The sequence below is a fragment of the Geminicoccus sp. genome, from assembly GCF_035556675.1.
GTDB lineage: Bacteria > Pseudomonadota > Alphaproteobacteria > Geminicoccales > Geminicoccaceae > Geminicoccus.
This window is the reverse complement of the sequence record NZ_DATMFZ010000076.1, coordinates 20,520-36,876: the sequence shown is the minus strand read 5'-3', so window position 1 is coordinate 36,876 and position 16,357 is coordinate 20,520. Positions and strand designations below refer to the sequence as shown.

The window sequence follows — 16,357 nt, the reverse complement described above, 5'->3', positions numbered from 1 at the left end:
AACGGGAAACCATCTTGACCGAGCCCGCAGCCACCTCCGCCAACGCCACCGGCAGCGCCGTCCCATCCGGTGAGTTTCGGCTGGCCCGCACGTCCCGGCAGACGGTGACGGCCTCTGCCGGAGGGCGCCGCTACGAAGTGCTGCTGGCGGCACCGCCCGGCCCGCCGCCGCCCTGCGGCTACCCGCTGTTCCTGGTCCTGGACGCGGATCACCTGTTCGGCACGGCCGTGGAGGCCTTGCGCCGGTCCTGCCACCGGCCGAGCGCCACCGGAGTCAGTCCGGCGGTCATCGCCGGGATCCGGCCGCTGCCGGAGCCGGACGGCGCCGATCCGCGCCGGCGCGACTTCCTGCCAGCCAGTGCCGCCCCGTTCTTGGCCTGCCTGGAAGGGGACGTGCTGCCGGCCATTGCCCGGCACTTTTCGATCGACCAGAGCCAGCGCACCCTGTTCGGCCATTCGCTGGCCGGCTGTTTCGTGCTGCACGTGCTCCAGGCCAGGCCCGGCCTGTTCACGCGCTGGATCGCGGCCAGCCCCTCGATCTGGGCGGACCCGGAGCGGCTGGAGCAGGGCTTCGCGGCGCTGGCGGCGTTCGTGGCGGTACCGCCCTGCGAGCTGCGGGTCATGGTCGCGGTAGGCGGCTGGGAACAGGGTCTGGCCCCCTGGCAGGCGGCGGAGGCAGACGCCCCCGCCATGGCCAGCCGCCGTGCCGAGCGCGGCATGGTCGACCGGGCCCGGGCCTTCGCCCGGCGGCTGGATGCCCTGGCCGGCCCCTCCTTCCGGGTGCGCTACGAGGAGCTGGCCCATGAGGACCATGCCTCGGTGGTTCCAGTCGCTCTGGCCCACGGGCTGCGCTTCGCGCTCGCTCCCGCCCGGCTGCTGGACAACTGGCCGCGCCCGGCCCCCTGAGCAGCCGGCCGGGAGCCGCTCAGGCGGCGGTGGGCAGCTCGCCCTTGGCCTTGGCGACCTCGTCCAGCTTGTGGACGAAGGCGTCGTACCAGGTGCGCGCGGTCCAGGCCTGGAGCGGCTCCAGGCAGCGCCGCCAGCGGTCGATCCGCTCGTCCTTGGACATGGCCAGCGCGTTGCGCATCGCCAGCGCCGTGTGCTCGATGTCCAGCGGGTTCACCAGCAGGGCGCCCTCGCCCAGTTCCTCCACCGCGCCGGCAAAGCGCGACAGCACCAGCACGCCCGGATCGTCCGGGTCCTGGGCCGCGACATATTCCTTGGCCACCAGATTCATGCCGTCGCGCAGCGGCGTCACCAGGCCCACCTGGGCGACCCGCAGGAAGCCGGCCAGCACCTTGCGTGGCACCGGCTGGTTCACATAGCGGATCGGATTCCAGTCGGGCGAGGCGAACCGGCCGGCGATGCGCCCGGTGGCGCGCTCCAGGTCGGAGCGCAGGGCACGGTACTGGGCCAGCTCGCCCCGACTGACCGGGGCGATCTGCAGCATGACCACGTTGTGCAGCCATTCCTCGTAATGAGCCAGGAGATGCTCATACGCGGCAAAGCGCAACGGCAGACCTTTGGTATAGTCCAGACGTTCCACGCCCAGCATCAGGGTCCGGCCGCCCAAGGACTCCTCGAGATTGCGCACCTCCGGGGTCTGATACGAGGCGGCCGCCTCCTTGGCGAAGCCTACCGTGTCGATCGCCGCCCGGTAGACCCCGGTCGCGATCCGGTGACCCTGGTGGATCAGCGTGTCACCGTCGCGCTCGGCGCCGCACCAGCGCTCCAGGAAGTCGAGCAGGTCGTGGTGCGAGCGGTCGGTCTGCAGCCCGATCAGATCATAGGCCAGCAGGGCCTGGCCGAGCTCGGCATGGGCCGGCAGCACCTCGACAATGTCGCCCGAGGGGAACGGCACGTGGAGATAGAAGCCGATGGCACCCTTGAAGCCCAGCTTGCGCAGTTCCTCGCCCAGCGGGATCAACTGGTAGTCGTGCACCCAGACATGGTCGTCCGGCTTGAGCAGGCGGAAGAGTTCGGCGGCGAACTGCGCGTTGACCTTGCGATAGGTCCGGTAGCTCTCGGCCTTCCAGTCGACCAGACCCAGTCGGTAGTGGAACAGCGGCCAGAGCGAGCCGTTGGCGAAGCCGTAATAGAAGCCCTTGTAGTCCGACTGGTTCAGGTCGAGCAGCGCGTAGCTCATGCGGCCGCGGCTGGTCACCTTGGCAGGACCGGGCTTCTCGGCGAACTCGCCGCTCCAGCCGAACCACAGCCCGTCGGCCTTACGCAGCCCGTCGCGCAGGACCACCGTCAGTCCACCGGCTTCGACGCGCCGGCCCGTCGGCACGCTGACGCGGTTGGAGACGATCACGAGTCGCGCCAAAACGCTTCCTCCCAGGTCTTTGACAGGCGCATGCCGGAAATGATCAACCCCACCATCGAGTAGCTCTGCGGGATGTTCCCCCAGAGTTCCTTGGTCAGCGGGTTCACGTCCTCGGACAAGAGCCCCAACGAATTACGGCAGGAGATCAGCTCCTCATAGATGGCGCGCGCCTCGTCCTTCCGGCCGATCGCCGCCAGCGCATCGAGAAACCAGAACGTACAAACGGTGAAGGCGTTCTCCGGTTCGCCGAAATCGTCCGGGGCCTTGTAGCGGAACAGATGGTTGCCCCGGCGCAGATCCCGCTCGATCGCCTCCACCGTGCCGACGAAGCGCGGGTCGTCGGCGGCCAGGAAGCCCACCTCGTGCATGAGCAGCAGTGCAGCATCCAGATCCTTGCCGCCGAAGCTCTCGACGAAGGTCTGCCGCTCCGCGTCCCACGCCTCCTCCAGGATCGCCCGGCGGATCCGGGCGGCATGGGCGCGCCAGTAGTCGCCCCGCTCCTCCGGCAGCCCCAGCACGCCCGCGATCTTGGCGAGCCGGGAACAGGCCACCCAGCACATCAGGGCGGAATGGGTGTGGACCCGCTCGCGGCCGCGATACTCCCAGATGCCGGCATCCGGCTCCAGCGCCAGGCGCGCCGCCTGCTCGCCCAGCCGCTCCAGGAGCTGGAACAGCTCCAGGTCGCCCCGCACCGGCAGGCGGTGGTCGTAGAACATCTGGGCGGCCGCCATCACCACGCTGCCATAGACGTCGTGCTGGCGCTGGAACCAGGCGGCGTTGCCGACTCGGACCGGGCCCATGCCCCGATAGCCCGACAGTGCCGGCGCCTCGGTCTCGTCGGGCGTGCTGCCCGGCAGGATCGGGTAGAGCGGTAGGAGCGTGCCGTCCTCGGACAGGGTCACCACCGTGGTGATGTAGCGCAGATAGTCCTCCATGGTCCGGGTGGCGCCCAACCGGTTGAGCGCGTGGACCGTGAAGTAGGTGTCGCGCAGCCAGCAGAACCGGTAGTCCCAGTTGCGCCCGGAATCGGGCGCCTCGGGAATGGAGGTGGTCAGCGCCGCGACCACGCCACCGGTTTCCTCGAAGGCGCACAGCTTCAGCGTGATCGCCGCGCGCAGCACCACGTCCTGGTACTCGAACGGCACCGACAGGTAGCGCGACCATTCCTGCCAGTAGAACAGGGTCTCCTCGTAGAGCTCGCGGAACACCTGGGCCGGTGATTCCAGCACCGAGGTGTCGGCGCTCAGGATCATGTGGATCGGGGCATGGACCACGATCGGCAGTTCCTCGGCGATGCAGGCCACCGACATGTCGGTGGTCAGCCGGATCGCCTCGTCACCAGAGATCAGGCGCAGGCTGTTGCTGAGCGCCACCGGGCGCATCGGCTCGGCGCCATAGCGGCTGTTCGCCCGCAGGCGCACCGTGCAGGGGAAGCGGCCCTGCACCGGCTCGATCCGGCGCAGGAGCGTGGCCGGGCGGAACATCCGGCCGAAGCGGCGGCAGCGCGGTGCCAGGTCGGTGATCCGGATCACCGCCCCGGTCTCGTCCTCGAGCTCGGTCTCCAGGATCGCGGTGTTGCCGACATAGCGCCGACGCGCGGTCGCGGGGCGGGTTGGCTCGACCGACCAGAAGCCGCCTTCGCCGCCCAACAGCGCGTGGAAGATCGGATCACCGTCCAGCCTGGGCCAGCAGGTCCAGACATGGCGGCCCTGCTCGTCGATCAGGGACGCGATCGTGCCGTTGCCGATCACGCCCAGGTCGAGCCCGCTCACGGGCTCTCTCCCTCACTTGGCCCGCCGCTTCGCAGGAGGCCGGCCAGCCAGGTCCGGACGTCGTGCGGGCGGCGCAGGGGTCCTGCCGGACCTACCAGCAGGCCATACCCGCCGCTGCGCTGCACCGTGTCGATCGCGTCCAGGTCGGTCGTGTCGTCGCCGATGAAGACCTGCGTACGGCCGGAGAACGGCGGCTGCTCGGCCAGGGTCGCCACCGCGGCCCCCTTGTGAACGCCCTTCCGGCGGAACTCGAACACCGCCTTGCCGTGCAGCACCTCATAGTCCGGGAAGTCGGCCACGATCCGCTCGACCGCCTGCGCGATCTCGCCCTCCAGCTCCGGCCGGGCCCGGACATGCAGCGCCACCGCACCACCCTTGTCCTCGACCAGCATGCCGGGATGCTGCCCGGCCAGGGCCACCGCCAGGTCACGCAGCCGGTCGGGCACAGTGCTGATCCGGCCGGTGCTGCCATCGGCCGCGATCCGCCATTCCGCGCCGTGCTGGCCCGCCATGGGCAGGCGCAGCGGCTGGAACAGCCGGTCCAGGTCGGCCACCGTCCGTCCGCTCACCAGCGCCACCGCACCTCCGGCCCGGATGAACAGCTCGGCCAGCACCGCCTTGAGCTCGTCGTTCACCACCACCGCATCGGGCGTGGGCGCAATGTCGAGCAGGGTGCCGTCCACGTCGAGGAACAGCGCCATCTGGTTGAGCGGAAGAGTCGGCAGCTTCGCCGCTGGTTGGATCAAGTTCGTCGTCCGCACGTGCTTTGGTCGTTTCCGGAAAGGCCCGGCCGCTGCCATGCCTTTGGCCCTAGGGAAACCCGACCGGCGCGTGAGGACAACCCCTGCCGTGCCTGGCAGTTCCGGCCCAGCCGGTTCAGCCCTCCCGCTCAGCCCTCTTCGTCGTGGTAGCGCTGCTCGGCCCAGGGGTCGCCGCGGTCATGGTAGCCGCGCTCCTCCCAGAAGCCACGCCGGTCCTCGGCCACGAACTCGATCCGGCGCAGCCACTTGGCACTCTTCCAGAAGTAGAGGTGCGGCACGACCAGCCGGATCGGCCCGCCATGCTCGACCGGCAGGGGCTCGCCCTCCCAGCTATGCGCCAGGAGCGCGTCCGGCGAGGCGAAGTCGGCGAGCGGCAGGTTGGTCGTATAGTCGTCATAGCTGTGCAGCACGACGAAGCGCGCCTCGGGCTTGGGCTTTGCCTGGGCCAGGATCACGCTCGTGGCGACACCGTCCCATTGATTGTCGTAGCGCGACCAAGTGGTGACGCAGTGGATGTCCGAGACGGTGCGGGTCTGCGGCTGGGCCAGCATCGTCTGCCAGTCCCAGGTGAAGGCCTCCTCGACCAGGCCGAACACCCGCAGCTGCCAGCGCTCAGGCGCCACATTCGGCCGGGTGCCCAGGTCCAGGATCGGCCAGTTGGTGACGACATGCTGGCCGGGTGGCAGGCGCTCGCCAGCCGGGCGGTGCTCGCCGGTCAGGAACCGGCCGCTCTCGGCCCAGCCCTGCTTGATCTCGGCGAGCCGCCCCCGGACCTTGGGCGTGGCGGGCAGGTCGTTGCTCTGGTCGGTCATGAGCCGGTCCCGTTCAGCTTGGCGGCAATGTCGGCGAGCAGGGTGAAGGAGGCCTTGCGCGCCGAGTGATCATAGAGAGGTGCTGCCACCATCACCTCGTCGGCTCGCGTGCGCTCCAGGAAGGCGGCCAGGCCATTCCTTACCGTGCCGGGCTCACCCACGAACGAGCAGGCCAGCATGTGCTGGGCCCGCATCTTCTCGTGCGGCGTCCAGTAGGCGTCGATGTCCTCGACCGGCGGGCGCAGCCGACCGGGGTCGCCGCGCTGCAGATGGGCGAACTGCTGCTGGATCGAGGTGAACAGATAGCGGGCCCGCTCGTCGGTCTCGGCCACCACCACGTTGGCCGCGACCATGGCATAAGGCTCGGCCAGCTGCGCGGACGGCTCGAAGCGCGCCCGGTAGATCTCCAGCGCCTGCATCAGCGCATCCGGGGCGAAATGCGAGGCGAAGGCGAACGGCAGGCCGAGCGCCGCGGCGAGCTGGGCGCCGAACAGGCTGGAGCCCAGGATCCACAAGGGCACCTCGGTGCCGACGCCCGGTACCGCCCGCAGCGTCTGGCCGGGCCGCTCGGGCCCGAGCAGGGCCTGCAGCTCGACCACGTCCTGCGGGAAGCGGTCGGCACTGTCCGGCGAGCGGCGCATCGCCTGGAAGGTGCGCATGTCCGAGCCGGGGGCCCGGCCCAGGCCCAGGTCGATCCGGCCGGGGAACAGGGTGGCGAGCGTGCCGAACTGCTCGGCGATCACGAGCGGCGAATGGTTCGGCAGCATCACGCCGCCGGACCCCACTCGGATCGTGCTGGTACCCGCCGCGACATGGCCGATCACCACCGAGGTCGCCGCACTGGCGATCCCGATCATGTTGTGATGCTCGGCCAGCCAGAAGCGGCGATAGCCCAGCTGCTCGACATGGCGGGCGAGGTCGAGCGAGTTGCGGAACGCGTCGGCGGCGGTCGACCCTTCCACGATGTGGGCGAGGTCGAGCACGGAGAAGGCTGGCACCGGTCGGGCACTCCGGGAAACGTTCGCCCTGATATGTACACGGAGCCGTGCCCTGCCAACCGCTGGCACCGTTTAGGGAGCGGTCGGCCGATGGTGCGCAGGCGGGCGGGTCATGCTATCTGCGCGGCCGCAGCAAGGCAGGGAAACCTACGCGTGGGCAAGGCGACGATCGCGTTCGGCGCGGATCATGGCGGCTTCGAGCTGAAGGCGCTGCTCGTGGCAGCGGCGGAGAAGCAGGGCCATCCGACGCTCGATCTGGGCACGCACGGGCCGGCCCCGGTCGACTATCCGGACATCGCCCAGGCGGTCTGCACCGCGATCGGCGAAGGTCGGGCAGCGCGCGGCGTGCTGATCTGTGGCACCGGGATCGGCATCTCGATCGCCGCCAACCGCTTTCGTCACATCCGCTGCGCCCTGGCCCACGACGTGACCACCGCCAGGCTGACCCGGCTGCACAACGACGCCAACGTGCTGGCGCTGGGTGCGCGGGTGATCGGCCCCCAGGTGGCGTTGGACTGCCTGGAAGCCTGGCTCGCGACCCCGTTCGAGGGCGGCCGCCACGCTGGCCGCATCGCCAAACTGACCGACCTCTAGCCCGCCCGATCCGGAAGAGAACCCATGGCCGCATCCACCGATCTTCCCCGGACCCGTTCCGCCGGCTTCTTCACGAGCGGGCTGGCCAGTGCCGACCCCGCCGTGTTCGGCGCCATCCAGGACGAGTTGCACCGCCAGCAGGACCAGATCGAGCTGATCGCGTCCGAGAACATCGTCAGCCAGGCGGTGCTGGACGCCCAGGGCTCGGTGTTCACCAACAAGTATGCCGAAGGCTACCCGGGCAAGCGCTATTATGGCGGCTGCGAGTTCGCCGACGTGGTCGAGCAGCTCGCGATCGACCGGGTGAAGGAGCTGTTCGGCTGCGGCTTCGCCAACGTCCAGCCGCACAGCGGGGCGCAGGCCAATTTCGCGGTCCTTCTGGCCCTGCTCCAGCCGGGCGACACGATCATGGGCCTGTCGCTCGCCGCCGGTGGGCATCTGACCCACGGGGCGCCTGCCGCCGTGTCCGGCAAGTGGTTCAACGTGGTCCGCTACGGGGTCCGCGAGGACGACCACCTGATCGACTATGACGAGCTGCAGCGCCAGGCCCTGGAAGCCCGGCCGAAGCTGATCATCGCCGGCGGCTCCGCCTATCCCCGGGTTCTCGACTTCGCCCGCTTCCGCCAGATCGCCGACAGCGTCGGCGCGATCCTGATGGTGGACATGGCCCATTTCGCCGGGCTGGTGGCGGGCGGCGTGCATCCCTCGCCGGTCCCGCACGCCCATGTCGTCACCTCGACCACGCACAAGACCCTGCGCGGCCCGCGCGGCGGCCTGATCCTGACCAATGACGAGGCGCTGGCGAAGAAGTTCAACAGCGCGGTGTTCCCGGGCTCGCAGGGCGGCCCGCTGATGCATGTCGTGGCCGCCAAGGCCGTGGCATTCGGCGAGGCGCTCACGCCCGAGTTCAAGGCCTATGCCCGCCAAGTGGTCGACAATGCCAGGGCGCTGGCCGGGGTGATGACCGAGCGCGGCTGCGCCCTGGTCTCGGGCGGCACCGACACGCATCTGATGCTGGTCGACATGCGGCCCAAGGGGGTCAAGGGCAACGTCGCCGACAAGGCCCTGGAGCGGGCCGGGATCACCTGCAACAAGAACGGCATCCCGTTCGACCCGGAAAAGCCCGCGGTCACCTCCGGCATCCGCCTGGGCACGCCGGCCGGCACCACGCGCGGCTTCGGCACCGCCGAGTTCCAGACGATCGGCCACCTGATCTCCGACGTGCTGGACGGCCTGGCCCGCAACCCCGAGGGCGACGCCCAGGTCGAGCAGGCGACCCGGCACAAGGTCGAGGAACTGTGCCGGCGGTTCCCGATCTACCGGCGCTGACGCCGCCACGCTTGACCGAGAGGCGATGATCCGACCATGCGCTGCCCGTTCTGCGGCTACGAGGACACCTCGGTAAAGGACAGCCGGCCGATCGAGGACGGCGCCGCGATCCGCCGGCGCCGCTCCTGCCCCGGCTGCGGCGGCCGGTTCTCCACGATCGAGCGGGTGCAGATCCGCGAGCTGACCGTGGTGAAGAAGGATGGGCGGCGGGTCACCTTCGAGCGGGAGAAGCTCGCCCGCTCGATCCGGATCGCGACCCGCAAGCGCGGCATCGACGAGGAGCAGATCGACCGGATCGTGGCCGGGATCATCCGCCAGCTCGAGGCATCCGGCGAGAGCGAGATTCCCTCGACCCGGCTGGGCGAGCTGGCGATGGAGAGCTTGGCCGACCTGGACCCGGTCGCCTACGTGCGCTTCGCCTCGGTTTATCGCGACTTCGCCGGCCCGGAGGACTTCCAGACCTTCATCGGCCAGCTGACCCGCCGCCCGGACTGAGTGCCTTGTCGGCCGATCCGGAACGCGATCAGCGATGGATGCGCATGGCGATCGACCTCGCCGCATTGGGCCTGGGCGCCACCTGGCCCAATCCTTCGGTGGGCTGCGTGATCGTCCGCGACCGCATGGTGCTGGCCCGAGCGGTGACCGGCAGCGGCGGGCGCCCCCATGCCGAGACCGAGGCGCTGCGCCAGGCCGGCGAAGCCGCCCGTGGTGCCACCGCCTATGTCAGCTTGGAGCCCTGCGCCCATGTCGGCCGCACCCCGCCCTGCGCCGATGCGCTGATCGCCGCCGGCGTGGCCCGGGTGGTGGTGGCCTGCGGCGATCCGGACCCGCGCGTGTCGGGGCGCGGCGTGCGCCGGCTGCGCCAGGCCGGGATCGAGGTCACCGAGGGCGTGCTGGCGGCCGAGGCCGAGCGCGACCATGCCGGCTTCTTCGCCCGGGTCCGGCGTGGCCGGCCGCTCGTGGCCCTCAAGCTCGCGACCTCGCTGGATGGCAGGATCGCTACCGCCACCGGCGAGAGCCAGTGGATCACCGGGCCAGAGGCCCGCGCCTATGGCCATCACCTGCGCGCCACCCACGACGCGATCATGGTCGGCAGCGGCACGGGTCTCGCCGACGACCCGGCGCTGACCTGCCGGCTGCCGGGCCTTGCCGCCCGCTCGCCGGTGCGGGTGGTGCTGGATGCCAGGCTGCGCATCGCCGAGGATGCCACCCTGGTGCGGACCGCCTGGCAGACGCCCACCTGGCTGTTCACCGCACCAGACCACGACCGGGCCAAGGCGCGGACCCTGATCGACCAGGGTGTGCGCATCGAGCAGGTGCCGGCCGCCTCCACCGGCGGAGTGGCACTCGTCCCCGTCTTGGCGCGGCTCGCCGAGCGCGGTATCACCCGCCTGCTCGTCGAAGGAGGTGCCGTGCTTGCGGCCAGCCTGATGCGGGAACATCTGGTGGATCGGCTGCACTTCCTACGCGCCCCGCTCCTGATCGGCGGCGACGGCGTGGCGGGCTTGGCTCCGTTCGGCGTGCGCCGGCTGGCCGATGCCCGCCGCTGGCGGATCATGGCGGAGCGTACCCTGGACGGCGACCGCCTGGTGGAGCTGGATTCACCGGGCAATCTTTGAGGACCTGTCGATGTTCACCGGCATCGTCACCGACATCGGCAAGATCGTCGCCGCCCGGCCAAGCGGATCCGCGGGCGGCGGGGTCGAGCTGACCGTCCAGAGCGGCTTCGATCCGGCCGCTATCCCGCTGGGCGCCTCGATCGCCCATTCCGGCGTCTGCCTGACCGTCACCGAGCGCACCGCCGACGGCTGGAAGGTCCATGCCTCGCCCGAGACCCTGCGGCTCACCACGATCGGTGGCTGGCAGGCGGGAACCCGGATCAACCTCGAGCGCTCGCTGCGCCTAGGGGACGAGCTGGGCGGCCATCTCGTGTTCGGCCATGTCGACGGGCTTGGTACAGTGGAATCGATCGAGCCCGAGGGCGAGGGCTACCGGCTGCGCTTCACCCTGCCGCCCGAGCTGGCCCCGCTGCTCGCGGTCAAGGGCTCGATCACCGTGGACGGGATCTCGCTGACCGTCACCGAGGTGGACGACCAGAGCTTCGCGGTCGCGATCATCCCGCACAGCTGGACCCACACCACCCTGTCCGATCGTCGGCCAGGCGACCTGGTCAACCTGGAGGCCGACATGCTGGCACGCTACGTCGCCCGCCAGCTCGGGCAGAAGCGATGAGCCCCGACGACCTGTCCAGCTATTCGGACTATCTCGCCTCGATCGACGAGGTGCTGGAAGATGCCCGCAACGGCCGGATGTTCATCCTGGTCGACGACGAGGACCGGGAGAACGAGGGCGACCTGGTCATCCCGGCCCAGTTCTGCGACGCGGTCGCGGTCAACTTCATGGCCAAGCACGGCCGCGGCCTGATCTGCCTGGCGCTGCAGCGCCAGCGCTGCGAGGAGCTGGGCCTGCCGCTGATGGCGCAGGGCAACGAGGCCCGGATCAGCACCGCGTTCACGGTGAGCGTCGAGGCGCGCACCGGGGTGACCACCGGGATCTCCGCGGCCGACCGGGCGCGCACCATCGCGGTCTGCATCGATCCGGCCGCCGACCGGCGCGACCTGGTCGCCCCTGGCCACATCTTCCCGCTGATGGCGCGCGAAGGCGGCGTGCTGGTCCGCACCGGCCATACCGAGGCCGCGGTCGACATCTGCCGGCTGGCCGGCCTCTACCCGGCAGGCGTGATCTGCGAGATCATGAACGACGACGGGACCATGGCCCGCCTGCCGGACCTCGTCGCCTTCGCCCAGCTCCACGGCCTCAAGATCGGCAAGATCGCCGACCTGGTGAGCCACCGCCTGCGTCACGACCGGCTGGTCGAGCGCGACGTGGTGACCAGCTTCGAGAGCCGCTATGGCGGCCAGTGGCGCCTGCAGGTCTACAAGTCGGCGATGGACAAGGTCGAGCACGTGGCCCTGGTCAAGGGCGACGTGCGCACGGGCGAGCCGGTCCTGGTGCGCATGCACTCCGTCCACATCCTGGAGGACCTGCTGGGTGCCGGCGAGAGCGGGCGCGGCGACCAGCTCCACCGGGCGATGGAGCAGATCGGCCGGGCTGGGCGCGGCGTGGTCGTACTCCTGCGCGAGCCCACCCCCAACGCGATCTCCGAGCGGGTCCTGGTCAGCCTCGGCCAGAAGGCCGCGCCGCCGGGCGACCTGCGCGTCTATGGCGTCGGCGCCCAGATCCTGGTGGACCTGGGTGTCCAGGACATGATCCTGCTTTCCAACACCGGCCGTTCGATCATCGCGCTCGACGGATGGGGGCTGCGGGTCGTCGAAACCCGCGCAATCGATTGAGGAACCTTCATGGCCGGCAGCGGCGACCAACTCTCCATCCCCGTGCTGACGCGCGCGCGCATCCTGATCGTGGAGGCGCGCTACCACGCCCACATCAACGACATGCTCCTGGCCGGTGTGCGGCGGATGCTGGAACGCGCCCGGGTCAACCGGGTCGAGCATGTGGTGGTCCCGGGTGCTCTCGAGATCCCGGCGGCGATCGCACTGGCACCCAAGAGCTATGACGGGTTCGTGGCCATCGGCGTGGTGATCCGCGGCGAGACTACCCATTATGACACGGTGGCCTATGAGAGCTCGCGCGGGATCACCGACCTCGCCGTGCGCGAGCAGCGCCTGATCGGCAACGGCATCCTTACCGTGGAGAACGAGCAGCAGGCGATCGTGCGGGCCGATCCGGCCCAGATGGACAAGGGCGGAGGTGCTGCGCTCGCCGCCTTGCACCTGATCGCGTTGCGAGACAGATTCCGAGGATGACCCGCAAGAAGACCAACAAGCCGATCACCAAGCGTCGCGCCGCCCGCTTCGCCGCGATTCAGGCCCTCTACCAGATCGAGCTGATGGGCGCGAAGCCCTCGGCGGTGGCCGCCGAGTTCGACGACCACCGGCTCTCCACCCTGTTCGAGCCGTTCCTGCCCGACGAGCCGGCACCCGAGGTCGACCGCGAGTGGTTCAAGCTCGTGGTGCTGGGCGCTGCCGAGCATGCCGATGCGCTGGACCGGCAGATCGCCCCCCTGCTCAGCAGCGGCTGGACGATCGAGCGGCTGTCGGCGCCGATGCGTGCGCTGCTGCACTGCGCCGGGTTCGAGCTGGCGCACCGCACCGACGTGCCGACCAACGTGGTGGTCGACGAATATGTCGAGCTGGCGTTCGGCTTCTTCGAGGGCGGCGAGCCCGGCTTCGTCAACGCGATCCTGGACCGACTCTCCCGGGTGCTGCGTCCGGCCGGCCCGACCGTCTGAGCCCGGAAGGAGGCTGCCGGATGGCTCTCGGCGAGTTCCAGATGATCGACCGGCTGCTCAAGCCGCTGGCGGCCGGCTGTCCTGGGGCGCTCGGGCTCACCGACGACGCCGCACTGCTGGCGCAGCAGCCCGGCACTCAGCTGGTGCTCGCCAAGGACGCGATCGTCGAGGCCGTGCATTTCCGCAAGGAGGACCCGCCGGGCACGGTGGCGCAGAAGCTCCTGCGCCAGAACCTGTCCGACCTCGCCGCCATGGGTGCGGAGCCCGTGGGCTATCTCACCGCGTTCGGCCTGCGCCGGGACCTCCCCGAGGGCTGGCTGGAAGCCTTCGTCGCTGGCCTGGCAGAGGACCAGGCCCGGTTCGGCATCCATCTGTTGGGTGGCGACACCGTGTCGACGCGGGGCCCGCTGTTCTTCTCGCTGACCGTTCTGGGCCGGGTACCGGCCGGCGCTGCGCTCACCCGGGCCGGTGCCAAGCCGGGCGACCTCGTCTGCGTGTCCGGCACGCTGGGCGACAGTGCCCTGGGCTTGGCCGTCCTGGAAGGCCGGATCGCCGCCCCTGCCGACTCGGCCGCCTATCTCGCCGGCCGCTACCGGGTGCCCGAGCCGCGCCTGGCGCTGGGCCAGGCGTTGCGTGGCCTAGCCAGCGCTTGCCTGGATGTGTCGGACGGCCTCCTGGGCGATCTCGGCCATATCCTGGCGACCTCGGGGTCCGGAGGCGAGCTGGGCGCCCTGGTCCGCGCGGGCGACCTGCCGCTCTCACCGGCCGCCGCCACGCTGCCCGGCGCCTTGGAAGCGGCACTGACCGGGGGCGACGACTACGAGCTCCTGTTCACCTTGCCGCCCCGGCACCGGGACAGGCTCGCGGAGCTGCCCGTGCCGGTCGCGGTGATCGGCGAGATCCGCAGCGGCGGCGGGACCGAGGTGCTGGATTCGGCCGGCGCCCTGCTCACCCTGTCCGGCCGAAGCTGGACCCATTTCTGACGAAGCCTGGCCGTTTCCGACGGCGGCCCGTCAGCTTCAGGCGACGCGCGGCTCGTTCGGCAGGACCGGCGGGCGCTGCAGGGAATGGCCCAGGATGCGCAGGATCGCCTCGGCTTGGTCCCAGGGCAGCGCCTGCTCGACCTGCAGCCAGACCCGGTTGCCGTCATCGGCGAGGTGGCGCAACGTGAAGCCGTGCGCCCTGCGGCCGTTCGGGATGTCCTGCTCCGGCATCGGGATCAGCTCCTCGGGCCCGACCGACAGGGCCGCGGCCAGCCGGTTGAGGATCGCGGGCCCAGGCAGGTTCTTGCCGCGGATATAGCCGCTGACATTGTCGCGGCCGATCCGGGCACGCCTGGCCAGCTCCGACTGGGTCCAGCCCCGCTCGCGCATCACCATCAGCAGACGCTGGGCGAAAGCCGCCTTCATCGCGTCGTCGGCCCGGCCACTGTCACGCCGGACTTCATCAATGCCCATGTCGTACCGTCCATGTCTGAACGATACCAATCTAATTCCACCATAAGTTTAATTCAACCATTCTTATGCACGCACCTGTCTGGATCTTCCGGCAGGTGCGTCCGGCCGGGCACAGGCCGGACCGCCACACCACAAGACAGCCTGGACAGGCGGGAACCTGCCGCTCAAGCTCCGGTTGTCGCCTCATTGCAGAATGGGTGGGCCGCCCTCATGTACAGTGCCACGACCCGGTCGATCGCCGTCTCGGTCGAGCCATTCTTCGTCGAAGACCAGTCCCGCCCCGAGGAACAGCGCTGGGTGTTCGGCTATCGGGTGAGGATCGCCAACCAGGGTGCCGAGCGCGTGCAGCTGCTCGGCCGGCACTGGCGGATCACCGATGCGCGCGGCCGGATGGTCGAGGTGCGCGGTGAAGGTGTGGTCGGCGAGCAGCCGCGCCTGGAGCCGGGTGACACGTTCGAATACACCTCGGGCACCCCGCTCACCACGCCGACCGGGATGATGCTCGGCAGCTATCAGATGGTGAACGACCAGGGCGAGGAGTTCGACGTCCGCATCCCGGCCTTCTCCCTGGACGCGCCGGGCACCACCGCGACACTGCACTGACAGGCCGCCAGACACGGACCGACCTTCCTTCGACCTGTGCACGCTTGCTCGGCAGGTACCCACCGGAACGGGCCGGACGCTGGACCGCGCGCCTGCCACCCCGTCGGGTCTCCGGTTCACCCCTGGTCGAAATCCTCCGTCCCCAGGCTGGTCACGCCGAACAGCTGGAGCGTCGCGACGAACGGCCGGAAGATGAACTCGGAATCGACCGTGATCGCGTCCACCTTGCCGAGATCGATCGACAGCGAGCTCTCGGTCGTTCCATCCAGGGTCAGCTGCACGAGGTCGGCTGCCGCGTCGTTGCCATCGACCCGGCCGTTCCCGTCCGCGTCGAGTTCGCCCAGCCCCAGGTAGGGCCCCGGTCATCCAGGTTCACCTGGAACAGGCGCAGCCGGTCCTCGTCTTGGGTGAAGTCGGCGGCGAGGTCGACGCCGCCCCCCTGGTCGTCGACCAGGAACGGCGAGAAGTCGTCGATAAGGCCACCCGCATCTGGAAGATGTCGCGACCCTCGCCGCCGATCAGCAGGTCATTGCCGCCATGGAACAGGCCGTCGCCTCCAGCAGATCGTCGCCTGCGCTGGCCAGCCAGGCAGGCCCGCTCCGCCGTCGAGCAGATCGTCGCCGGGACTGCCCTCATAGCCGAACCCGGTGCCGAGATCGCCCTGGAGCAGATCGGCGCCGGAGCCGCCGAAGATCCGGTCGTGGCCGATCCCGCCGGTCAGGGTATCGTTGCCGAGATTGCCGTGCAGGACGTCGTCACTGGTCCCGCCGTACAGCGAATCTGCCTCGTTGCCGCCCTGCACGGTATCCGCACCATTCCCACTGAACAGCCAGTGTCGCCGTTGCCGCCCTCGATGAGGTCGCTGCCATCGCCGTAATCCTGCGCCAGGGCCGCGGCCATGCCCGTGTCCTGGCCGAGTGGCGGCCGCCCGGAGGGATGGGCGATATAGTACAGCTCCTCGATCAGGCCGTAGATCCGGTCGTCGCCGTCGCCGCCGACCAGATGATCGGTACCCTGCCCGTCATGCAGTTCGTCGTTCCCCTGCCCGCCCTCGACCACGTCGTCGCCGTTGGCGCCGAACACCCGGTCGTTGCCCAGGCCGGCGAGCACCACGTCGTCACCGACCCTGCCGTAGATCGTGTCCTTGGCACCAGTGCCGGTCAGGCGGTCATTTCAAGTGTACCGAAGAAGACAGGCATCCTCTCCCCGTTCGATTATGTGCTCTGGTGCTAACCGACAACAGGATGTGGCGCAGGCTCGGGCTGCCCAGCACCACGACCAGGATGACGTAGAGGCATTACAGCCGTTCTCCCGCAAGACGTTTTCCGGATACTGATCGTTCATTCGAGAAAAATAGTCATGGAAAGTACCGATACTACTGCAGCGTGCCACCT

General features: G+C 69.8%; 20 protein-coding genes. 11 read left to right on the top strand and 9 right to left on the bottom strand.

The window, feature by feature from the left end:
• Positions 1–14: 14 nt before the first annotated feature.
• Complete coding sequence (locus tag VNS22_RS06060; protein ID WP_325730617.1) at positions 15–905, top strand: alpha/beta hydrolase; 891 nt, start codon at positions 15–17, stop codon at positions 903–905.
• 19 nt (positions 906–924) lie between these two features.
• On the opposite strand, the gene VNS22_RS06055 is transcribed toward VNS22_RS06060, so the two are convergent.
• The 5 genes from VNS22_RS06055 to VNS22_RS06035 form a co-directional block, all read right to left on the bottom strand.
• The gene (locus VNS22_RS06055; RefSeq protein WP_325730615.1) at positions 925–2,325 is read right to left on the bottom strand and encodes an alpha,alpha-trehalose-phosphate synthase (UDP-forming); all 1,401 of its coding nucleotides are present in this window, start codon (positions 2,323–2,325) and stop codon (positions 925–927) included.
• Positions 2,310–4,097 (bottom strand): glycoside hydrolase family 15 protein, encoded by a 1,788-nt coding sequence (locus tag VNS22_RS06050; protein WP_325730613.1) that lies wholly within the window; start codon positions 4,095–4,097, stop codon positions 2,310–2,312. The genes VNS22_RS06055 and VNS22_RS06050 overlap by 16 nt, the downstream gene beginning before the upstream one ends.
• Positions 4,094–4,843, bottom strand: a complete 750-nt coding sequence (otsB, locus tag VNS22_RS06045) for a trehalose-phosphatase (protein WP_325730611.1) — start codon at positions 4,841–4,843, stop codon at positions 4,094–4,096. Before otsB ends, VNS22_RS06050 begins: the two co-directional genes overlap by 4 nt.
• A gap of 143 nt (positions 4,844–4,986) precedes the next feature.
• Complete coding sequence (locus VNS22_RS06040; RefSeq protein WP_325730609.1) at positions 4,987–5,670, bottom strand: sulfite oxidase-like oxidoreductase; 684 nt, start codon at positions 5,668–5,670, stop codon at positions 4,987–4,989.
• Positions 5,667–6,668 (bottom strand): LLM class flavin-dependent oxidoreductase, encoded by a 1,002-nt coding sequence (locus tag VNS22_RS06035; protein ID WP_325730608.1) that lies wholly within the window; start codon positions 6,666–6,668, stop codon positions 5,667–5,669. The genes VNS22_RS06040 and VNS22_RS06035 overlap by 4 nt, the downstream gene beginning before the upstream one ends.
• Before the next feature lie 153 nt (positions 6,669–6,821).
• Between VNS22_RS06035 and rpiB the strand changes: the two genes are divergently transcribed.
• From rpiB to thiL, 9 genes are read left to right on the top strand one after another with little or no spacing between them, the layout of a single operon-like run.
• On the top strand, positions 6,822–7,262 hold the full coding sequence (gene rpiB, locus VNS22_RS06030; protein WP_325730606.1) for a ribose 5-phosphate isomerase B: 441 nt from the start codon (positions 6,822–6,824) through the stop codon (positions 7,260–7,262).
• Positions 7,263–7,286: 24 nt separating this feature from the next.
• Entirely contained in the window at positions 7,287–8,591 is a 1,305-nt protein-coding gene (glyA, locus tag VNS22_RS06025; protein ID WP_325730605.1) for a serine hydroxymethyltransferase, read from the top strand.
• A gap of 36 nt (positions 8,592–8,627) precedes the next feature.
• The gene (gene nrdR, locus VNS22_RS06020; RefSeq protein ID WP_325730604.1) at positions 8,628–9,086 is read left to right on the top strand and encodes a transcriptional regulator NrdR; all 459 of its coding nucleotides are present in this window, start codon (positions 8,628–8,630) and stop codon (positions 9,084–9,086) included.
• 44 nt (positions 9,087–9,130) lie between these two features.
• Positions 9,131–10,210, top strand: coding sequence for a bifunctional diaminohydroxyphosphoribosylaminopyrimidine deaminase/5-amino-6-(5-phosphoribosylamino)uracil reductase RibD (gene ribD, locus VNS22_RS06015; RefSeq protein WP_414653323.1), 1,080 nt, complete (start codon positions 9,131–9,133; stop codon positions 10,208–10,210).
• 10 nt (positions 10,211–10,220) lie between these two features.
• Positions 10,221–10,823: a riboflavin synthase gene (locus VNS22_RS06010; RefSeq protein ID WP_325730601.1), complete on the top strand. Its 603-nt coding sequence runs from the start codon at positions 10,221–10,223 to the stop codon at positions 10,821–10,823.
• A complete protein-coding gene (ribB, locus tag VNS22_RS06005) occupies positions 10,820–11,944 on the top strand; it encodes a 3,4-dihydroxy-2-butanone-4-phosphate synthase (protein WP_325730599.1) in 1,125 nt (374 codons plus the stop codon). Before VNS22_RS06010 ends, ribB begins: the two co-directional genes overlap by 4 nt.
• 9 nt (positions 11,945–11,953) lie before the next feature.
• The gene (gene ribH / locus VNS22_RS06000; RefSeq protein ID WP_325730597.1) at positions 11,954–12,418 is read left to right on the top strand and encodes a 6,7-dimethyl-8-ribityllumazine synthase; all 465 of its coding nucleotides are present in this window, start codon (positions 11,954–11,956) and stop codon (positions 12,416–12,418) included.
• Positions 12,415–12,903 carry a transcription antitermination factor NusB gene (gene nusB, locus VNS22_RS05995; protein ID WP_325730595.1) on the top strand — a complete coding sequence of 163 codons (489 nt, stop codon included), beginning with the start codon at positions 12,415–12,417 and terminating at the stop codon, positions 12,901–12,903. Before ribH ends, nusB begins: the two co-directional genes overlap by 4 nt.
• 20 nt (positions 12,904–12,923) lie before the next feature.
• Positions 12,924–13,886 (top strand): thiamine-phosphate kinase, encoded by a 963-nt coding sequence (thiL, locus tag VNS22_RS05990; protein WP_325730593.1) that lies wholly within the window; start codon positions 12,924–12,926, stop codon positions 13,884–13,886.
• 36 nt (positions 13,887–13,922) lie between these two features.
• Here thiL and VNS22_RS05985 read toward each other — a convergent pair whose 3' ends face one another.
• Entirely contained in the window at positions 13,923–14,360 is a 438-nt protein-coding gene (locus VNS22_RS05985; RefSeq protein ID WP_325730591.1) for a helix-turn-helix transcriptional regulator, read from the bottom strand.
• A 210-nt stretch (positions 14,361–14,570) separates the two neighbouring features.
• Between VNS22_RS05985 and apaG the strand changes: the two genes are divergently transcribed.
• Positions 14,571–14,963 (top strand): Co2+/Mg2+ efflux protein ApaG, encoded by a 393-nt coding sequence (gene apaG / locus VNS22_RS05980; protein WP_325730589.1) that lies wholly within the window; start codon positions 14,571–14,573, stop codon positions 14,961–14,963.
• A gap of 116 nt (positions 14,964–15,079) precedes the next feature.
• Here the strand turns inward: apaG and VNS22_RS05975 are convergent, their stop codons facing one another.
• From VNS22_RS05975 to VNS22_RS28510, 3 genes are all read right to left on the bottom strand, one after another.
• Positions 15,080–15,244 (bottom strand): hypothetical protein, encoded by a 165-nt coding sequence (locus tag VNS22_RS05975; protein WP_325730587.1) that lies wholly within the window; start codon positions 15,242–15,244, stop codon positions 15,080–15,082.
• 245 nt (positions 15,245–15,489) lie between these two features.
• On the bottom strand, positions 15,490–15,765 hold the full coding sequence (locus tag VNS22_RS28515) for a calcium-binding protein (RefSeq protein WP_414653322.1): 276 nt from the start codon (positions 15,763–15,765) through the stop codon (positions 15,490–15,492).
• The gene (locus VNS22_RS28510; protein WP_414653327.1) at positions 15,681–16,100 is read right to left on the bottom strand and encodes a hypothetical protein; all 420 of its coding nucleotides are present in this window, start codon (positions 16,098–16,100) and stop codon (positions 15,681–15,683) included. Before VNS22_RS28510 ends, VNS22_RS28515 begins: the two co-directional genes overlap by 85 nt.
• Between the last annotated feature and the right edge of the window lie 257 nt (positions 16,101–16,357).

Bases quoted from the DNA above. Each gene is read 5' to 3' on its own strand.
- VNS22_RS06010 (WP_325730601.1), top strand. From the start codon at position 10,221: ATGTTCACCGGCATCGTCACCGACATCGGCAAGATCGTCGCCGCCCGG.
- ribH (WP_325730597.1), top strand. From the start codon at position 11,954: ATGGCCGGCAGCGGCGACCAACTCTCCATCCCCGTGCTGACGCGCGCG.
- ribB (WP_325730599.1), top strand. From the start codon at position 10,820: ATGAGCCCCGACGACCTGTCCAGCTATTCGGACTATCTCGCCTCGATC.
- thiL (WP_325730593.1), top strand. From the start codon at position 12,924: ATGGCTCTCGGCGAGTTCCAGATGATCGACCGGCTGCTCAAGCCGCTG.
- apaG (WP_325730589.1), top strand. From the start codon at position 14,571: ATGTACAGTGCCACGACCCGGTCGATCGCCGTCTCGGTCGAGCCATTC.
- VNS22_RS06040 (WP_325730609.1), bottom strand. From the start codon at position 5,670: ATGACCGACCAGAGCAACGACCTGCCCGCCACGCCCAAGGTCCGGGGG.
- VNS22_RS05985 (WP_325730591.1), bottom strand. From the start codon at position 14,360: ATGGGCATTGATGAAGTCCGGCGTGACAGTGGCCGGGCCGACGACGCG.
- nrdR (WP_325730604.1), top strand. From the start codon at position 8,628: ATGCGCTGCCCGTTCTGCGGCTACGAGGACACCTCGGTAAAGGACAGC.
- glyA (WP_325730605.1), top strand. From the start codon at position 7,287: ATGGCCGCATCCACCGATCTTCCCCGGACCCGTTCCGCCGGCTTCTTC.
- nusB (WP_325730595.1), top strand. From the start codon at position 12,415: ATGACCCGCAAGAAGACCAACAAGCCGATCACCAAGCGTCGCGCCGCC.
- ribD (WP_414653323.1), top strand. From the start codon at position 9,131: ATGGCGATCGACCTCGCCGCATTGGGCCTGGGCGCCACCTGGCCCAAT.